Here is a 17542-nt window from a genome sequence, read left to right as displayed (position 1 = left end):
GCCCATATCTTCGTGGGCGTGCAGATCCGCAATCGCAGCGAGTCGGCGCAGATTGCCGGCGCGTTCGAAGCCCACGGTTTCGCGACCGTCGACCTGACTTTCGACGAACTCTCCAAGCAGCACATTCGCTACATGGTCGGTGGCCGTTCGCCGCTCGCGCATGACGAGCGTCTGTTCCGCTTCGAGTTTCCCGAACGACCGGGCGCGCTGATGAAATTCCTGTCGTCGATGGCGCCGAACTGGAATATCAGCCTGTTTCATTACCGCAACCAGGGCGCGGACTACAGCTCGATCCTCGTCGGCATCCAGGTGCCGGAGACCGAAAACGCGACGTTCGACCAGTTCCTCACCACGCTCGGTTATCCGCACTGGGAAGAGACGCATAACCCGGTGTACCGATTGTTTCTCGCCTGACCTCGATGTTGAACTCACAGGGCTGACACGCGCAGATGGCTTTTTCGCTCGTCGACAAACTGGTGGTGGCAATCTCCTCGCGCGCGCTGTTCGACTTCGAGGAGGAGAACCGCGTGTACGAGGACGGCAACCTTCAGGCGTATGAAACGTTGCAGCGCGATCGTCTGAGCGTGCCGGCCAAACCCGGCGTCGCGTTTCCGCTGATTCGCAAGCTGCTGGCCCTCAACGCCGGCGGCCATCGCGTCGAAGTGGTGATCCTGTCGCGCAGCGATCCGATCAGCGGGTTGCGCGCGTTTCATTCGTGCCGTGAACATGGCCTCGCGATCGAGCGCGGCGTCTTCACTCGTGGACGCGCGCCGTTCAGCTATTTGAAGCCGTTGAACGCGTCGCTGTTTCTGTCCGCGAATCAGGACGATGTGCGCGACGCACTCGCCGCCGGATTTCCGGCCGCACGCGTGTTGCCGGAATCGGCGAAAATGGCGAGTAAGTATCCGGACGAGATCCGGATTGCCTTCGACGGCGACGCGGTGCTGTTTTCCGACGAAGCCGAGCGCGTGTTCCAGAAAGACGGGTTGCGAGCGTTCGTCGGCCACGAGATACACAACAAGGATTTACCGCTCGCGGACGGCCCTTTGAAGCCTTTGCTCGAGGCGCTGCACCGGCTGCAAAAACTCGCGGACGAAGCCGCCCCGATGCATATTCGTACGGCATTGGTGACAGCGCGCTCGGCGCCCGCGCACGAGCGCGCGATCCGCACCTTGATGGCATGGAACATCGAAATCGACGAAGCGATGTTCCTTGGCGGCCTCGACAAGAGCGCATTTCTGCGCGAGTTCGAGCCGGACTTTTTCTTCGACGACCAAATTGGCCATTGCGAATCGGCCCGCGTCGTGACGGCGACGGGGCACGTGCTGAGTGGCATCGTGAACGCATCATGACACCCGAACAATCACCGCTGGGCAAGGCTTCCACTTACACCGAACAGTACGACGCGTCGTTGCTGTTTCCGATTGCGCGCAAGACTGCGCGCGAGGCGATCGGCATCGGCACGCAGCTGCCGTTTTTCGGCACGGATATCTGGAACGCCTATGAGTTGTCGTGGCTGAATGCGCGCGGCAAGCCGCAGATCGCGGTCGCCACGTTCTTCGTGCCGGCGGATTCGCCGAATATCGTCGAATCGAAGTCGTTCAAGCTGTATCTCGGCTCGTTTGCGCAGACCGCGTTCGAATCGATGGATGCGGTGCGCGACACGATCAAACGCGATGTGTCGGCGTCGTGCGGCGCGACGGTTTCCGTTCATCTGGCGGCGCCCTATGAGTTCGGCAAGTTGCAGATGGAGGAGTTCGAAGGCTTGTCGCTGGATCGGCTGGATCTCGATACGGATGTGTACTTGCCGGATGCGTCTTTGCTGAGTGCTGCGCACGATGAAGCGCCGGTTGAAGAGACCGTGTTTTCGAATCTGTTGAAGTCTAATTGTCCGGTGACGGGGCAGCCCGATTGGGGCACGCTGCAGATTCACTACGTGGGGCCGCAGATCGATCATGCTGGGTTGCTGCGATATATCATCTCTTATCGGAATCACACTGGGTTTCATGAGCAGTGTGTCGAGAGGATTTTTATCGATGTGATGAAGGCTTGTAAGCCCGTTAAGCTGGCGGTTTATGCGCGGTATACCCGGCGCGGTGGGCTTGATATCAATCCGTTTCGGACTAACTATAATTTGCCGATGCCGGATAATTTTAGGCTGGCGCGGCAGTGAATTTCTGGCGGTTGCCTCGCGGCGCTGTTGGATTTTTGGTGTTGGTGTTGTTGTTGTGTTGGCCTTTCCTTGAGGTCACGGTGGTCTATTGGCGTTCCCCCTGTGCGGGGGGGCACTCACTTTCTTTGCCGCCGCAAAGAAAGTAAGCAAAGAAAGCGGGCTCACACCGCCAGCCCATAAGCGGGTCCCCCGCACAGCCACGGTAGTGGCTCATCTGGAATCCGTGCCCTCGCGCTCTCCGCGTTCGTGGCACAGCAGTCATTCTTCCAGCGGCGCTGCGCGCGCCCCCCGCCAGTTCTCAAACAGTTGGTTGTCCGGCGTCTCGCCGAGGCGAAGCCGACGGCCCCACAGACAAAGCTCAACCCGCTGTTTTTCGACCGACCGCTCCGCCGCGCGTAGCGCGAGGCGGGAAGGATGATGGCTTTGTCACCGACGTCGAATGTGCGAGAACACGGATTCCAGATGCACCACTGCCTCCTGCGAGCCAGGGGGCCCGCTTCCTGGCTGGCGGTGTGAGCCCGCTTTCTTTGCTTACTTTCTTTGCGGCGGCAAAGAAAGTGAGTGCCCCCCCGCACAGGGGGAACGCCAATAGACCACCGTGACCTCAAGGAAAGGCCAACAAACCAGAATCAACAACAACCAGAATCAAGCCGAAGGCTTCTTATAAGCCACGCAATCCACCTCAACCCGACAATCGATCACCATCGACGAGACCACACAAGCCCGCGCCGGCGGATTCTCGCCAAAATACTCGCGAAACACCTTATTGAACGAAGCAAAATCCCGCGGATCATCGAGCCACACCCCGCAACGAACCACGTCTTCCGCCCCGTACCCGGCTTCCTTCAAAATCGCGAACACGTTCTGAATCGCCTTATGCGACTGCTCAACGATGCCGCCATTGATCACCTCGCCATTCTCCATCGGCGTCTGACCAGAAACAAACAACCAGCCATCCGCTTGGACCGCGCGCGCAAACGGCATATGCTGACCGCCCGTCCCCTTCCCGCCTTCAACGCCATATCGCTTCATCTTCATACTCCTTAAAAAGTCCGGCACGCAGCGCGACCCAGGCCACCGCCGCCTGCCACATCAATCAGAAAAAAACATCAGAACGCGCCGTGCGCATCACCCTTCGATGCCGCCCCACGCGCCACAAAGTGTCCCGCCCGCTCGCCCGTCACTTCGCCATCGCGATACGACAACACGCCATTCACCCACACCGCGTCGATGCCGTCGGCCGCCTGCTCAGGCTTCTCGAAGGTCGCCGCGTCGCGCACCCTGGCCGGATCGAACAACACCAGATCGGCGTGGTAACCGATATGCACCTCGCCACGCTGCGCCAGACCAAATCGACGCGCCGACAAACTGGTCATCTTGCGCACCGCCTCTTCAAGCGGCAACAAACCCGCGTCGCGTGCATAGTGCCCAAGCACGCGCGGAAACGCGCCCCACAACCGCGGATGCGGCATCGGATCGTTCGGCAAGCCGTCCGAGCCGACCATCGTCGCGGGATGCGACAGGATGCGCCGCACATCATCCTCGGACATGTTGTGATATACCGCGCCCGCCGGTTGCAGACGCTTGCCCGCTTCCTGCTGCGTGACGCCCCACTGCGCCGCAATCTCCTTCACGAGCTTGCCCGCCATCTCCGGATGCGGCTCCGACCACGTAATCGTGATGTCGATGTCGCCCGTCACCTGCTTCAGATCCAGTGTCGACGAACTGCGGTTGTACGGATAGCAATCGCAACCAATCGGCTGCAACCGACGCGCGCCATCCAGCGACTTCAACACCTCTTCGCTACGCCCCCAGTTCGACGGCCCCGCACACTTCAGATGCGAGATGATCACCGGCACATGTGCGTGACGACCCACGCGGTACGCCTCGTCCATCGCCTCGAGAATCGCGTCGAACTCGGTCCGCATGTGCGTGGTGTACAGCGCGCCGGCCGCCGCGAGCGGCTCGGCCAAAGCCATCACTTCTTCGGTCGGTGCGGCGAACGCCGATCCGTAGGCGAGACCTGAACTCAGACCCAGCGCACCGTTGGCCAGCGCCTCCTCGAGTTGCGCGCGCATGCCGTCGATCTCCTCCGGCGTCGCCGCGCGGTCGAGCCGGTCCATCTGGTTGCTACGCAGTGCCGTGTGCCCGATCAGTGCGCCCACGTTCACCGCAGGCTGAGCGGCGTTCACGGCCTCGACGTACGCGGCGAAGGTCGGGTATTTGAACGCGTCGCGCTCACCGAGCAGATTCATCGGGTCGGGCGGATCGCCCTTCAACGCCACCGGCGACGCGCTGATCCCGCAATTGCCGACGATCACCGTCGTCACGCCTTGCGTGATCTTCGGCAGCATTTGCGGCGAGCGGATCACGTGCGTGTCGTCGTGTGTATGGACGTCGATGAAGCCAGGCGCCAACGCGCGGCCGTCGGCTTCGATCACTTCTTCGGCGAGCCAGTTCGACAGATTGCCGATCGCCACGATGCGCCCGTCGCGGATCGCGACATCGCGTTCGACCGGCGGCGCGCCCGTGCCGTCGTACAGTTGCGCGCCGACGATCAGCGTATCGGCGGCTTCGGGATGCGAATGCATGGATCAGTCTCCTAACGGTTGTCGATCGCCGCCGCCGCGATGCGTGTCGAGCGCGTGTTTCATGCGACGCAGCAATTCGCGGCTCTCGTCGCCCTGGCTGACGGCGAGTTCGGTGACGAGTACATCGAGCGCCATCATCATCGCGTAACGCGACGACGACGGCTTGTAAATGAAATCGGTTTCAAAGGCGACGATCGGGATCACCCAGTCGGCCAGTCTGGCCAGCGGCGACGCCGGCGCGGTCAGCGCGATCACGGTCGCGCCGTAGCTGCGCGCGATCTTGCAGTTCTCGAGCATCTCAGGCACGCGTCCGGTCGTGGACAGCGCAATCACCACACATTCGCGCGATACGGTGCTCGCCACCATGCGCTGCAGCAATCCGTCCTGATAGGTCGCAACGGGACGCCCGAGCCGCACCAGCCGGAAGCGCATTTCATCAGCCAGCGCGGTCGAACCGCCGCCCATGCCGAACACATAGATCATGCGTGCGGCGCGCAACGCGGCGGCCGCTTCGTCGAACGGCGCCTGGCGCAACAGTTGGTGGTTATGCGCAAGCGCGGTCTGCAATTCGTCGAACACGCGAGTGGCGATCGGTTCGGGCGCGTCGTTCGGGCCACCCGCTTGCAGGAAGCGTTGACCGACCGCGGCGGCCTGCGCGAGCCGCAGCTTGAGTTCGCGCACGTCGCGGCAACCGACCGCCTTGGCAAAGCGCGTGACGGTCGCGACACTCACCTCGGCCTGTTGCGCGAGTGCACCGATGCTGGCGCGCGAAGCACCCGTCAGGTCGTCGAGAATCAGCGCGGCGACCTTGCGTTCGGCTGAGCGCAATTCCGGCGCACATTCGGCGATACGCGCGACGATGTCGAAAGCCAGCGGTTCGGCGGTTGAGTTCATGGCGGACTGTGGGGTGTCGATCCGAGGCTTACAAAACGCCTCCTGCAAGCTCAGGCAAAAGCCGTGGTACTAAATAACATTTCTCCATGCATCGTACTTTCGGTAACATGCTAAAGTCAACTTTGATTCAATTTAACTGGACGATGGAGCAGGGAGACATGAAAGTTACAAACTATCAGGGCGCAACGATTGATCCTTATAGCAAGGGCTTGGGCATGGTTCCGGGCACCAGCATCCAGCTCACGGATGCCGCGCGCCTCGAGTGGAATCTGCTGAACGAAGACGTGAGCTTGCCGGCCGCCGTGCTGTACGCGGACAAGGTGGAACACAACCTCAAATGGATGCAGGCGTTCGTCGAGGAATACAAGGTCAAACTCGCGCCGCACGGCAAAACCACGATGGCGCCGCAACTGTTCCGGCGTCAGCTCGAAACCGGCGCGTGGGGGATCACGCTCGCCACCGCGCATCAGGTGCGCGCCGCGTATCACGGCGGCGTCACCCGGATTCTGATGGCCAACCAGCTGGTCGGGCGTCACAACATGATGATGGTTGCCGAACTGCTGAGCGATCCGGACTTCGAATTCTTCTGCCTGGTCGATTCGGTCGAAGGCGTCGAGCAGTTGAGCGAGTTTTTCGGTTCGGTGCACAAGCAGTTGCAAGTACTGCTGGAACTCGGCGTGCCGGGCGGCCGCACGGGCGTGCGCGATGAAGCGCAGCGCAACGCCGTGCTCGAGGCGATTGCCCGCTATCCGGACGTGCTGAAACTGGCTGGCGTCGAGTTGTACGAAGGCGTGCTGAAGGAAGAGCAAGAAGTACGCGAGTTCTTGCAGAGCGCCGTCGCGATCACGCGCTCGCTGGTCGAGGAAGGCCGTTTTGCGCGCACACCGGCGGTGTTGTCGGGCGCGGGCTCGGCGTGGTACGACGTAGTCGCGGAAGAGTTCGCGAAGGCCACGCAGGCCGGCAAGGTCGAAGTGGTGCTGCGTCCCGGCTGCTATCTGACGCATGACGTCGGCGTTTATCGCAAGGCGCAGACGGATATCTTCGCGCGTAATCCGGTCGCGAAGAAAATGGGCGAAGGGCTGCTGCCCGCGCTGCAATTGTGGGCCTATGTGCAGTCGATTCCCGAGCCGGATCGCGCGATCATCGGCTTGGGCAAGCGCGACTCCGCGTTCGATGCAGGCATGCCGGAACCGGCGCGTCACTATCGTCCGGGCAACGAAGCGCCGCGCGATATCGCCGCGAGCGAAGGCTGGGAAATTTTCGGCTTGATGGACCAGCACGCGTATCTGCGGATCCCCGCTGGCGCCGATCTCAAAGTGGGCGACATGATTGCGTTCGACATCTCGCACCCGTGTCTGACGTTCGACAAGTGGCGTCAGGTGCTGGTGGTGGACCCGGCGTATCGCGTGACTGAAGTGATCGAAACGTATTTCTGATGTCGATGCGCATGATGCGCTTCACCGGGACGTGAGGCGTCGCCGCCCGGCACGGCTGGAGCGATGCCTCGCTACTTGCGGTTCAGTCGGCTTGCGCCGCGCTCGACGTGGTCGCCATGGCGGCCACTTCGCCGATCCGCACTTCGAGCATTTTCAGCGCTCCCGACAGCGCGCCGAGTGCTTCGTCCGGTAGCCCCGCCATTGTGTCGTGCAGAAAGGCGTTGCGGCGCGGCAGGCTGGCTTCGGTCGCCAGCAGGCCCGCTTCGGTCAACCGCACGTTGGTCACGCGGTTGTCGCGCGTGTCCATGCTGCGCGCGATCCAGCCCATCCCTTCCAGCGTTTTCAACTGCCGGGTCAGTGCGCCCGGATCGACGCGCAAACGCTCCACGAGCCGCTTCTGCGACGACTCGCCGCTCTGGTCGTGCAGCGCCAGCAGAATGCGCCAACGCGGCAACGGATGGCCGACGTGCGCCTCGAAAGCCGACATGAAGGCCCGATATGTGCGGCCGAATTGCTGCATGACGGCGACGCGATCCTGTTCTTCCATAATCTGTAAGTGAGGCAGTAAGTCTGGATAATCAGTCGGCGTGAATCACCGGCTCGAGCTTGCGCTGCAGTTTGACCGGCGGCACGCGGCGGCTTTGCCACACCGACACCACGGCGATGATCGCCGCCATGGCGAGGCCAAGATGAATCGCCGCGACGAGCGACTCGCGTGCGCTCTCCAGCAGCACTGCGCCGTTGTGACCGGCGTGCGTCAGCTGATCGAGCAAGGTGGTCTGCGCATCGTGATTGATGAGGATTTGCGGATCGCCAAGGTCGCTGAACCATTGCGATGCGTGGTCGTTTTCCAGCGCACTGCGCACGCCGCTCGCGTACATATGGCTGATGAGCGTGCCGGTGAGCGCGGTGCCGATCATCCCGCCGATCATCCGCAGCGACTGCAGCAACGCCGTGGCGATCCCGAGATGCTCGCGGCCGGCGGTCTGCTGCGCGAAGATCGTCAGATTCGGCATCACGAAACCGAGTCCCAGACCGCCCAGCACCATGAACGACATCAACAGCCATTGCGGCATGGAACGCGTGGCGACGACCACGCCGAGGCACGAGAGCGCCACCAGCGCGAAGCCGATGTACAGCATCAGATTCGGGTTGCGCACGCGCGACACGATGCGCCCGTTGGCGATACTGCCGATCGTGATGAACACCACCAGCGGCGTGATGACCAGCCCCGCTTCTTTCGGCGACATGCCGAAGCCGCCCTGGAACAGCAGCGGCGCGTAAAAGAGCAGCGAGAACATCGTGAAGCCGCCGAGCACCGCGAGCGTGAAGAGTGCAGCCAGACTACGGTTACGGAACATATCGACCGGCAGAATCGCGGTCGGGCAGCGCTTTTCCCATTGCCACAAGGCGTAAGCCGAAGCGACGCTCAACGCTAGCAGCGCGACCGCGCTCAAGGTCACGCCATGCTTCGGCAGCAATTCGACGGACAGTTGCAGCGAGCCGAGCGCCACTGCGATCAACAAGGCGCCTGGCCAGTCGAGCCGCATCTTGCCCTCGTGCGCGACGTGGCGCAGATGCGGCAGGAAACGCCAGACAAAGAATAGCGACAGCAGACCGACCGGCAGATTCACGTAGAACACCGACCGCCAGCCGTAGTACTGCGTGAGGAAGCCGCCCAGCGACGGCCCCACCGCGTTCGCAATGCCGAAGGCGGAGCTCATCAACACCTGCCAGCGCAGGCGCACGACGGAATCGGGAAACAGATCGGGAATGCAGGCGAAGGCGGTGCCGACCAGCATGCCGCCGCCGATGCCTTGCAGCCCGCGCGCCAGCACGAGGAACATCATGCTATTGGCCGCGCCGCATAGCACCGACGCGCCCGTGAACACGACGATCGAGGCGATCACGAATGGCTTGCGCCCGTAGTAATCGCCGAGCCGGCCGAAAATGGGCACAGTGATGACCGAGGTCAGCAGATACGACGTGGCAACCCACGCGTACAGCTCGAAGCCCTTGAGTTCGGAGACGATCGTGGGCAGCGCGGTGCCGACCACGGTCTGGTCGAGCGCGACCAGCATCGTGACGAAGGAGATGCCGAGCATCGCCAGAAGCGATTCACGGAACGGTAAAACTTGCCCACTGGAGTGGTGAGCCGCGGTATGGACAGCCATTTTTGATGGAGCAACAGTTGACTCGTCAAACGATCGGGAATCATAGCACGGTATCGCGCTCTAAGCGGGACGAGCTGCCGCAGTCCGCCGGAGCGGCAATCGACTGAAGAAACAGCATGACATGACGCCAAGGGAGGCACATGGAGCCGAGTTCACTCGCTGCACCATCGTTATCGGATGAGGATCTGAAGGCGCTTCGGCGCGCCAAGCATCAACTGGAAAGCCCCGCGCTGGCGATGAAACTGGCCAGCATCGTCGGTGCGCCGCTGGAGAAGCTGCTCGGCCGGCTGCCGGGCTTCGCCAACGAAAAAATCACGGACGCGACGGAATTGGCCTTGCGCAAGTGTCTGTCGATCGCTTTGCGCACGTTGGGGCGCCAGGACGGCGCCACGCCGCTGATCGTGCCGGACAAGCCGAGCAACCTGCTGCACAAGTTTGCAGTGGCGACCACCGGCGCGGCCGGCGGCGCATTCGGGCTGTTCGCCCTACCCGTCGAGTTGCCGGTCACGACCACGCTGATGTTTCGCTCGATCTGCGATATTGCGCGCAGCGAAGGCGAAGACCTCTCCTCGATCGATACGCAACTGCAGTGTCTGACGGTGCTCGGCATGGGCGGCACGTCGAGCACCGACGACGATGCCGACTTCGGCTACTTCATCATGCGCGGCGCGCTCGCGCAGGCGGTGTCGAAGGCGTCGTCGGAGATCGCGACGAAGGGGTTCACGGCGCACGGCTCGGCGGCGCTGCTGCGCCTACTCAACACGATCGCCGCGCGATTTTCAGTGCAGGTAAGCGAGCAGATCGCCGCGAAGTCGATTCCGGCCATCGGCGCGGTGCTCGGCGCGATGGTCAACACGGTGTTCATCGACCACTTCCAGCAGGTCGCGCACGGTCACTTCACCGTGCGACGGCTGGAGCGGCAATTCGGCCAGCCGATGGTGGAAGCCGCCTATCAGACAATCGACATCGCACTCGACGGCTGAGCGGCGTGGATGGCGCCGCTCGTCGCACGCCGCACGAAGGCCGCGGCATCGTCGAGCGCGCGGTTGGCCTCGGGGATGAACGGCGCGAACAGCGGCCAGACGTGCGGCATCTTCTTCCACACTTCGAATTCGCAGTCGACGCCCGCAGCGCTCGCGTTGTCAGCGATGCGTTGCGAATCGTCGAGCAGCACCTCGGTGCTGCCCGCCATGATGAAGAGCGGCGGCAAGCCGCGCAGGTCGGCATAGACCGGCGATGCGTAGGGATCGGTGGCCGGCGTATCGCCGAGATAAAGGGTCGCCGCGCGCGCGATGGCCGGGCCGCTGAACATCGGATCGAGACCGTCGTTGCTGCGGATGGTGGCGCCAGTCGCGGCCAGATCGGTCCACGGCGAGAACAGCAGTGCACCGGCAGGCATCGGATCGCCGGCGTCGCGCAGCGCCAACACCGTAGCGAGCGCGAGGCCGCCGCCCGCCGAATCGCCGGCGATCACGATCGAATCGGGCGGGATGCCTCGCGCGACCAGCTGACGGTAAGCGGCGATTGCGTCTTCGAGCGCCGCCGGATAGCGATGCTCCGGCGCGAGGCGGTAATCGAGCGAGAAGACGGACGCCTGGGCGCGTGTCGCGAGTCCAAACACGATCGAACGATGGGTACGCGGGGAACAGAAGTAGTAGCCGCCGCCGTGGCAATACAGGATGGTCGGCACGGCGGCGCCTGCGGGAGAAGCGGCGCCGTCCGCGCGCTCGATCCACTCGCCGCGCAAGGGCGCGTCGGACGCTGCGTACGCTTCACGCAAGTGCCAGCCGCCGGGTACGCGCGGCGACCACGTGCGCTTCGCGGTCAAAGCGCGTGCGCGTTCGACATTGATGCCGGGTTTTACGGTTTCCGGCCGGAACTGTCTGCGCAAATACCAGCACGCGAGTGCGCTTTGCCAACTCATCGGGACACGCTCCTTCGATAGTGTCCCGCCATGGTACGTGCGTTCGCCGCGGTGTCGGCTGGATGGCGACTTCTAATCACGAGAGAAATCAGCGCCGGCCGGTAAGGTTTGCTTCGCCGTCAGTTCGCCGGCAAAACTTGCCCGCGAATCTCGCCCATCGGATTCTGCGCGGTATGGATGTTGAAGTACCACTGACCCGCCATCAGATCCGTGACCTGTTGCTCCGTCAGCGCGGCCGAGCCCTTGATCGGCGCGGCCAGCGCGGCCTTGTCGATCGGCACCTGGATCTTGGCGTTCTGCCCAACCGGTGCCGGGCCGTGGAAGTGCGCGGCAGTGGCGGGGCCGCTCAGGCCTTCGTAGGTGACGGTCCATTGCAGCGACTTGGTCGACGTATCGAAGGTGGCGTTCAACATGCCGTGGCCGTGACTCACACGAGGCGGGACTTCGCTGGACGGCTCGAGATCGGCCTTCAGTGCGACGGTATCGGCGAACGCGGCACCCGACGCTAAAGCCCACACCATTACGGCTAGATTGATTTTTCGCAGTGCAATCATGGTCTTCTCCGGACTTTTGATGCGCCGCCGCACCGAGACTTCGGCCGCGCACGGAGCCACCACATACTAGAGCAAATCCCCTGACCCCGTTTGCGTCGCAGTGTGGGCGACGACGACGCTCGCCAGCGACGTGCGGTGGACTTCGTAGTTGTCCGTATTTCTAAACGGCGAAGGCGTATGAATCGAATCAGGCATTTGAGAAGTTCGGCCACTAAACGCATTCGTCGAATTTATCAAACAGTTAATTGCGGAATTCGTGGTGAATGGTGCAAGCCATCCCGGTTATGCTTCCGGCTGCGAGAAGTGACTCCTTCATCGAGGGATGTCTCCAAATCTTTAACGCGGCTTCGGCCGCGTTTTTTTTCGTCTACGCTCATGCGAGCAGCGCCGCCTGTTGCTCGATGCCATCCAGCATGGCATTGCACCGGTCGATCAACTGTAGCCCGTCGCTACGCAGACATTCCGGCTGCTTGCCGACGATGTCGCGACGGTAATCGGCCAGCGCGTTGAGCAAGGGCGGGTACTGCAACACGCTCGCCGCCCCCGCGACGCGATGCAGCCATTCCCGCACGCGCTCCGTCTCGGAATGTTCCAGTAAAGGCGACAGCGATTGAATGTCCTCGCGCACCGACGAAACAAACGAGTCGAGCAAAGTCTTGACCGTCGATTCGCTGCCCCACAGTTGCGTCATCTGGCCCAGGTCGACCGGAATAAAGGGTTCAGTGCCTCCGTCCACATCCGCTGCGGCAGCGGCGGCAGGCTCGGCGAGCATCTCCACCGGCGCCGGTTGCCGCGCGCTCTCCGTGCCGAACCAGCGACTCAGGTAGTCGCGCAACGTAGCGAGCCGGGTGGGCTTCACGAGACTGTCATCCATACCGGCGTCGCGGCATAGATTCAGATCCTCTGGCGCGGTGTTCGCCGTGATACCGAGAATCGGCAGACGGTACGCACCCGCACGCTCCTGCGCACGGACGCGCCGCGTGAGTTCGTAGCCGGACAGATTCGGCATGTGGCAATCCGTGATGAGGCAGCCGTAACGCGTGTGCTCCAGCGCGGCGAGCGCCTCCTCGCCGTCGTTCACCACGTCGCAAGCGAAGCCGAGCAAGGCTAATTGATGACGGATCAGTTCCTGATTCACCGGATGGTCTTCCGCGACGAGAATCAGCCGCCCGCTGACGATGGCACGTTCGCGGTCCGGCGGCGTAGCGCCGCCTTCGGCTGTGCGCGGTAGTCCTGTCGACGTCGGCACCACCGCCGGCAAGCCCGTCAATGCAGCTGCACATGCGGCGCCGAGGCCTCGCCATGAAATTGGATTGATGCTGACCCGCACGTTATCGTCGAGCACGCGATAACCAGTTGGCTTCGGCTTCTCCGTCAGGCGAATGATGCGCGAGCGTGGGCTGACGCCGGCCGGCAATACCGTGTCGTCGCTCAGGAACAGGAGATCCACGTCGGTCAGCGCAGCCCGGCCGCCGAGAGCCAGATCATCGGGCGAAATGCGGCGCAGTTCGAGTCCGAGCGCCTCGCCAAAGTGCTGCAGGGCCTGGGCGACACGAGCATCGCCGGTTGCCACGACCGCGCGTTTGCCACGTAGTCCGCTAACGGAATAGGACTGCGTGTCGACGGCCATGACGAGCCGCACAATCATGCGCGTGCCTCGGCCCAGTTCGCTCTTCAGCGTCAACGAGCCTTGCATCAACGCGATCAGCTTCCGACAGATGGTCAATCCCAACCCGGTCCCGCCGAAGCGCCGTGTAGTGGACGACTCTGCCTGCACGAATGGTTCGAATAGTCTCGCCTGCACTTCCGGCGCGATGCCGATGCCGGTGTCCTCGACCACTATTTCGATGGTTTGAGCCTCGCCGCTCTGGTCGAGCAAGGAGACGCGCAAGTCGACTTCTCCCTGCGGCGTGAACTTGATCGCATTGCCCAGCAAGTTGAAGAGGATTTGCCGCAGACGCACGCTGTCGCCGCGCAGTGAGGCGGCAACTTGCGGCGCAATATCCACCCGCACTTTGAGCCCTTTTTCGTGCGCGCGGCCCGCCAGCAAACCGACGGCATTGTCGACCAGTTCGCGCAGATCGATAGGCTCGGCTTCGATCGTCAGCCGTCCCGCTTCGATCTTCGAAAAATCGAGCAGGTCGTCGAGAATCTGCAACAGCGCCCCGGCCGACTCGCGAATCATGCCTAGCATCTCGCCTTGGTCGGCATTGAGCGGCGTGCGTTCGAGCACTTCGGCGAGCCCGAGCACACCGTTCATCGGCGTGCGGATTTCGTGGCTCATCATGGCGAAGAAATCGTCTTTGGCGCGCGACGCGGCTTCCGCCAGATCGCGCGCTCGCGCAAGCTCCTCTTCGCGCGCATGCTCCACGCTGGCGTCCACCCAGTAACCGCTCCACACCACGCTTTCATCGGCTTGCCGACATGGCACGAGCTCGGCGCGCACCCACTTGAGGTCGCGTTCGGTTCCAAGGCGAAACTCCATGTGCACTGGTGTTTCGTGATGCGCCGAATACTCCAGTTCGGCCAGGACGAGCGGGCGATCCTGCTCCCACACGCGCATGAAATCCACCTGATCGCGCGTGAGTTGCGCATCGTCGCAGCCGCCCATCAGGTGCCGCGTGTCGCCGCCGATGTACGGAAAGGAATACACGCCCTCCGCCGTGCGGTGCAGTTGAAACACGACGGCCGGCAGCGAGCGGGTCACGTCGAAGAGGCGCCGCTCCGTCTCGCGCGCGAGCAGTTCGGCGCGGCGGATATCGGTGATATCGACCATCGTTCCGAGCACGCAGGCTGGCTGGCCGTCGCTGCCGCGGCAGACGCTGGTCCAGAACAGACCGTGCCGCAGGTCGCCCGGGCGACGCTCGAACTGCAATTCGACCTTCGCCATCTCGCCGCCCTGCAGCATCTTGCGCGTGAGGTCGTCCAGAATGCGGCTGTTGGCTTCGCCCCAGGTCTGCACGTCCGTCGTGAATCGCCCGATTACCGCCTCGCGGCTCATTCCGCACGCCTCCTCGTAGGCACGATTGACCGCGATATAACGGCCGTCGAGATCTTTGGCGACCAGCGGATAGGGCACCATCTTCATCATGGTTTCCTGGAAGTTCAGTTGCAGAGCGAGTTCACGCTCCGTCTTCTTGCGCAGCCGAACCTCTCGCTGCAGTAGCAGATAGGCACGCAGCGTGACCAGCAAGACCACCCCTATGCCGATCAGCAAAGGCAGCAAGCGCACCGCGGTCACGCTCCACGTTCCCACGTCCGGCGGGTTGCCTGTCACCCATTTGCGGCGAATGCGCTGTTTTTCAGAAGCGGGCATCGCCAGCAACGCGCGGTCGATAAGGCCGGCTAGCGGGCTCAGATCCGGGCGCACGGCGAAGTCGAGCGCGTCGGACTCGCCCACCGTGCCGAGAATCTTGAGAATGCCGATGTACCGCTGCTTGAGCAGGACGTCGACCGCTGCCACGTTGCCCACCAGGACGTCCGCCTTGCCGGTTTCCACCATGGCGAGCGCGTCGTCCAGACTGGGAGCGACGCTCAGGTGGTCGGCGGGAATATGACTGAACGCCAACGGAATCGAACCTGCCACATGCGATGACACCACGACGCGACGCGCCGCAAAGTCGCCGAGCGAACTCGCGGCTGGCTCGTCGTAACGACCGACGATCACCACCGGATAACTCTCATAGACACGGGAATGCCGCGCCTCCTTGAGGCGCGGATCGTTATTCGACGCCGTGGCGAGCAAGGCAAGATCGCCCCGTTGAAAAGCTTCGACGGTGGCAGGCCAATCGGCCGTGCGCGTCGGCTTGAACTCGACGCCGAGCGTACGGCTGAGATACGCCAGATAATCCGCGGCAACACCGGCGGGTTGGCCGGAAGCGTCAACATAGCTAAACGGCGGCCAGCCGCGATCGAAACCTATCTGCAACGGCGGCAACGCACGCAACCAGGCCTGCTCCTGGGCTGTCAGCACAAGACGGGAGGCACTGGGCGCCGGTCGCGCGTCGAAATTGCCGGATAGCCAGCCTTCGCGAATCGCCGCCTCGTCCGCTGGAGTCATGGAGGCGAGCGCCGCGTCGAGCTGGTCGCGCAGGGCCGCCCTGCTGCGGGGCACGCCGAAGCGTAGTTCACCTGTCTTGCTGGCTTCTTCGAACGCGACACGCAGGCCACGAAATTCATCGGTGACCAAGGCGTACTGCACGGACGGCGTGAAGCCGAGATAGACGTCGGCGTCGCCTCGCGCGACGGCGGCGAGTGCGGCGTGCGTCGTTGCGTAAGCGCTGAACTGCGCGTGCGGAAGGCGCTCTCGCATGACACGTTCGAGCGCGAAGCCTTTCTCGATAGCGATACGTGCGCCAGCCAACTGGCCGGGACTCTCGTAGCCGTCAGCTTCGCGACGAACCACGGCCGACGTGGTCGAGCGCACGTACGGTGCGGTGAAGCTCAGGCATCGCTCCCGCTCTGGCGTACGGGCAACGCTCATCAGCAGGTCGACATTGCCGGCGCAGGCGGCGGCGAGCAATTGCGGCATGTCGGGAAATATTTTGGTTTCGAAGACGACGTCCGGCCCGACCAGCGCGCGAAGATAGTCGACGCTCATGCCCGACAGCTGACCGTCTTGCAGTCCGTCGAACGGCATCCAGTTCTGGGCGAGCACACCGACGGTCAGCTTCGCGGGAAACGCCGTTACGGCGCGGGGACGCGACTGCGCGACTCCGCTTATTTGCGCCACGACGGCCAACGCGATCAGGCATAGCGACGCCCACAACGAAACGCGCCGCAGCACTCGCTTCACCGCGAAGCTTTGTAGAATACGAACGAAGAACACGATCAGGTCCGCCCAATATGATTCACGCGACTTCGCCATGCCCGTCGGCAATGCCCGCGGCGGATTGATCGGATTTTCCGCGCAGAAAAGAAAACAGCGTGCCGGCGGCGACGCCACCCAGCATCGGCGCCGCCCAGAACAACCAGAGTTGATCCAGCGCCCAATCGCCGGCGAACAGCGCTTGCGCCGTGGAACGGGCAGGATTGACGGAGCCGTTGGTGACGGGGATCGACACCAGATAGATCAGCGTCAGGAATGCGCCCGCAATCAGCGGCGCAATCGCCTTCAGATGACGCCGGGCCGCCATCTGCAAGCTGGCCATCACAAAAACAAAAGACAGTGCGAATTCGATGACCAGCGCCGAGTGCAGTTGATAGTCGCCTGGCGAGTGATCGCCGAATCCGTTTGCCGCGAATTCACTCGCCCCCAATTCGAAACCTGGGCGGCCGTTGGCAATGCTCAGCAGAAGTGCGGCGGCGGTGATCGCGCCGAGGATCTGGGCGGCGATATAGGGCAGCAGGTCACGGACGGGAAAACGTTGCGCGACCGTCGAGCCCACCGTGACCGCCGGATTGAAGTGCGCACCGGACGTCGTACCGAACATGTAGCTCGCCGTGGCCAGCGCGAAGCCGAACGCCAGCGACACTTCCAGCACGCCATACCCCTGCTGGAGCGCACCGGTATTTAGCACCATGCTGCCGCAACCGATGAACACCACCCATGCGGTCCCTGCACTCTCGACCAACAACCGTTTGCCCAACGCAACCATGCCGACTCCATGTCTGTGTGCATGGCGGACGTTGTTGCGCGACTGTCGCTGGACGTCCACCTGGATTTTTCCCGGCAATACGCCGCTTCACGAGTCAACGGCTCCCGTTAGGCGGACATAAAAGCAAGCCGCGGTTAATTCAGCACTATGGAGCGACAAGACACCCTAACCAATCGGAAGAATCCTAAATCGTCGACGT

13 protein-coding genes and 1 pseudogene are annotated in these 17542 nt (G+C 62.9%); 5 read left to right on the top strand and 9 right to left on the bottom strand.

The window, feature by feature from the left end; genetic code table 11:
- The 3 genes and pseudogenes from FQ705_RS22355 to queF all read left to right on the top strand — a co-directional run.
- A pseudogene (locus FQ705_RS22355) lies at positions 1-414 on the top strand (threonine ammonia-lyase, biosynthetic); the annotation flags it as partial.
- Positions 415-449: 35 nt separating this feature from the next.
- A complete protein-coding gene (locus FQ705_RS22350) occupies positions 450-1352 on the top strand; it encodes a 5'-nucleotidase (RefSeq protein WP_144144322.1) in 903 nt (300 codons plus the stop codon).
- Positions 1349-2173 (top strand): NADPH-dependent 7-cyano-7-deazaguanine reductase QueF, encoded by an 825-nt coding sequence (gene queF / locus FQ705_RS22345; RefSeq protein ID WP_144144320.1) that lies wholly within the window; start codon positions 1349-1351, stop codon positions 2171-2173. The genes FQ705_RS22350 and queF overlap by 4 nt, the downstream gene beginning before the upstream one ends.
- 645 nt (positions 2174-2818) lie before the next feature.
- Here queF and FQ705_RS22335 read toward each other — a convergent pair.
- From FQ705_RS22335 to FQ705_RS22325, 3 genes are all read right to left on the bottom strand, one after another.
- Complete coding sequence (locus FQ705_RS22335; protein ID WP_144144317.1) at positions 2819-3205, bottom strand: RidA family protein; 387 nt, start codon at positions 3203-3205, stop codon at positions 2819-2821.
- Between the two features lie 77 nt (positions 3206-3282).
- Positions 3283-4764, bottom strand: coding sequence for an N-acyl-D-amino-acid deacylase family protein (locus FQ705_RS22330; RefSeq protein WP_144144315.1), 1482 nt, complete (start codon positions 4762-4764; stop codon positions 3283-3285).
- Positions 4765-4767: 3 nt separating this feature from the next.
- Entirely contained in the window at positions 4768-5658 is an 891-nt protein-coding gene (locus tag FQ705_RS22325) for a MurR/RpiR family transcriptional regulator (RefSeq protein ID WP_144144313.1), read from the bottom strand.
- A 158-nt stretch (positions 5659-5816) separates the two neighbouring features.
- Between FQ705_RS22325 and FQ705_RS22320 the strand changes: the two genes are divergently transcribed.
- The gene (locus tag FQ705_RS22320; RefSeq protein WP_144144311.1) at positions 5817-7094 is read left to right on the top strand and encodes an amino acid deaminase; all 1278 of its coding nucleotides are present in this window, start codon (positions 5817-5819) and stop codon (positions 7092-7094) included.
- Between the two features lie 82 nt (positions 7095-7176).
- On the opposite strand, the gene FQ705_RS22315 is transcribed toward FQ705_RS22320, so the two are convergent.
- Together FQ705_RS22315 and FQ705_RS22310 are read right to left on the bottom strand one after the other, a co-directional pair.
- Positions 7177-7641: a MarR family winged helix-turn-helix transcriptional regulator gene (locus FQ705_RS22315; protein ID WP_144144309.1), complete on the bottom strand. Its 465-nt coding sequence runs from the start codon at positions 7639-7641 to the stop codon at positions 7177-7179.
- Positions 7642-7672: 31 nt separating this feature from the next.
- The gene (locus tag FQ705_RS22310; protein WP_144144307.1) at positions 7673-9268 is read right to left on the bottom strand and encodes an MDR family MFS transporter; all 1596 of its coding nucleotides are present in this window, start codon (positions 9266-9268) and stop codon (positions 7673-7675) included.
- 140 nt (positions 9269-9408) lie between these two features.
- On the opposite strand from FQ705_RS22310, the gene FQ705_RS22305 reads away from it, so the two are divergent.
- On the top strand, positions 9409-10251 hold the full coding sequence (locus tag FQ705_RS22305; RefSeq protein WP_144144305.1) for an EcsC family protein: 843 nt from the start codon (positions 9409-9411) through the stop codon (positions 10249-10251).
- Here the strand turns inward: FQ705_RS22305 and FQ705_RS22300 are convergent.
- The 4 genes from FQ705_RS22300 to aqpZ form a co-directional block, all read right to left on the bottom strand.
- The gene (locus FQ705_RS22300; RefSeq protein ID WP_144144303.1) at positions 10221-11192 is read right to left on the bottom strand and encodes an alpha/beta hydrolase; all 972 of its coding nucleotides are present in this window, start codon (positions 11190-11192) and stop codon (positions 10221-10223) included. The two genes, FQ705_RS22305 and FQ705_RS22300, sit on opposite strands and share 31 nt — an antisense overlap.
- Before the next feature lie 119 nt (positions 11193-11311).
- Positions 11312-11746 (bottom strand): CHRD domain-containing protein, encoded by a 435-nt coding sequence (locus FQ705_RS22295; protein WP_144144301.1) that lies wholly within the window; start codon positions 11744-11746, stop codon positions 11312-11314.
- A 373-nt stretch (positions 11747-12119) separates the two neighbouring features.
- A complete protein-coding gene (locus tag FQ705_RS22290) occupies positions 12120-16613 on the bottom strand; it encodes an ATP-binding protein (protein ID WP_144144299.1) in 4494 nt (1497 codons plus the stop codon).
- Positions 16597-17343 carry an aquaporin Z gene (gene aqpZ / locus FQ705_RS22285; RefSeq protein ID WP_144144297.1) on the bottom strand — a complete coding sequence of 249 codons (747 nt, stop codon included), beginning with the start codon at positions 17341-17343 and terminating at the stop codon, positions 16597-16599. Before aqpZ ends, FQ705_RS22290 begins: the two co-directional genes overlap by 17 nt.
- Positions 17344-17542 lie beyond the last annotated feature (199 nt).

It is taken from the genome of Paraburkholderia sp. BCC1884, from assembly GCF_900996225.1.
In the GTDB taxonomy this organism is placed as follows: domain Bacteria; phylum Pseudomonadota; class Gammaproteobacteria; order Burkholderiales; family Burkholderiaceae; genus Paraburkholderia.
This window is presented reverse-complemented; position numbering and strand designations above follow the sequence as displayed.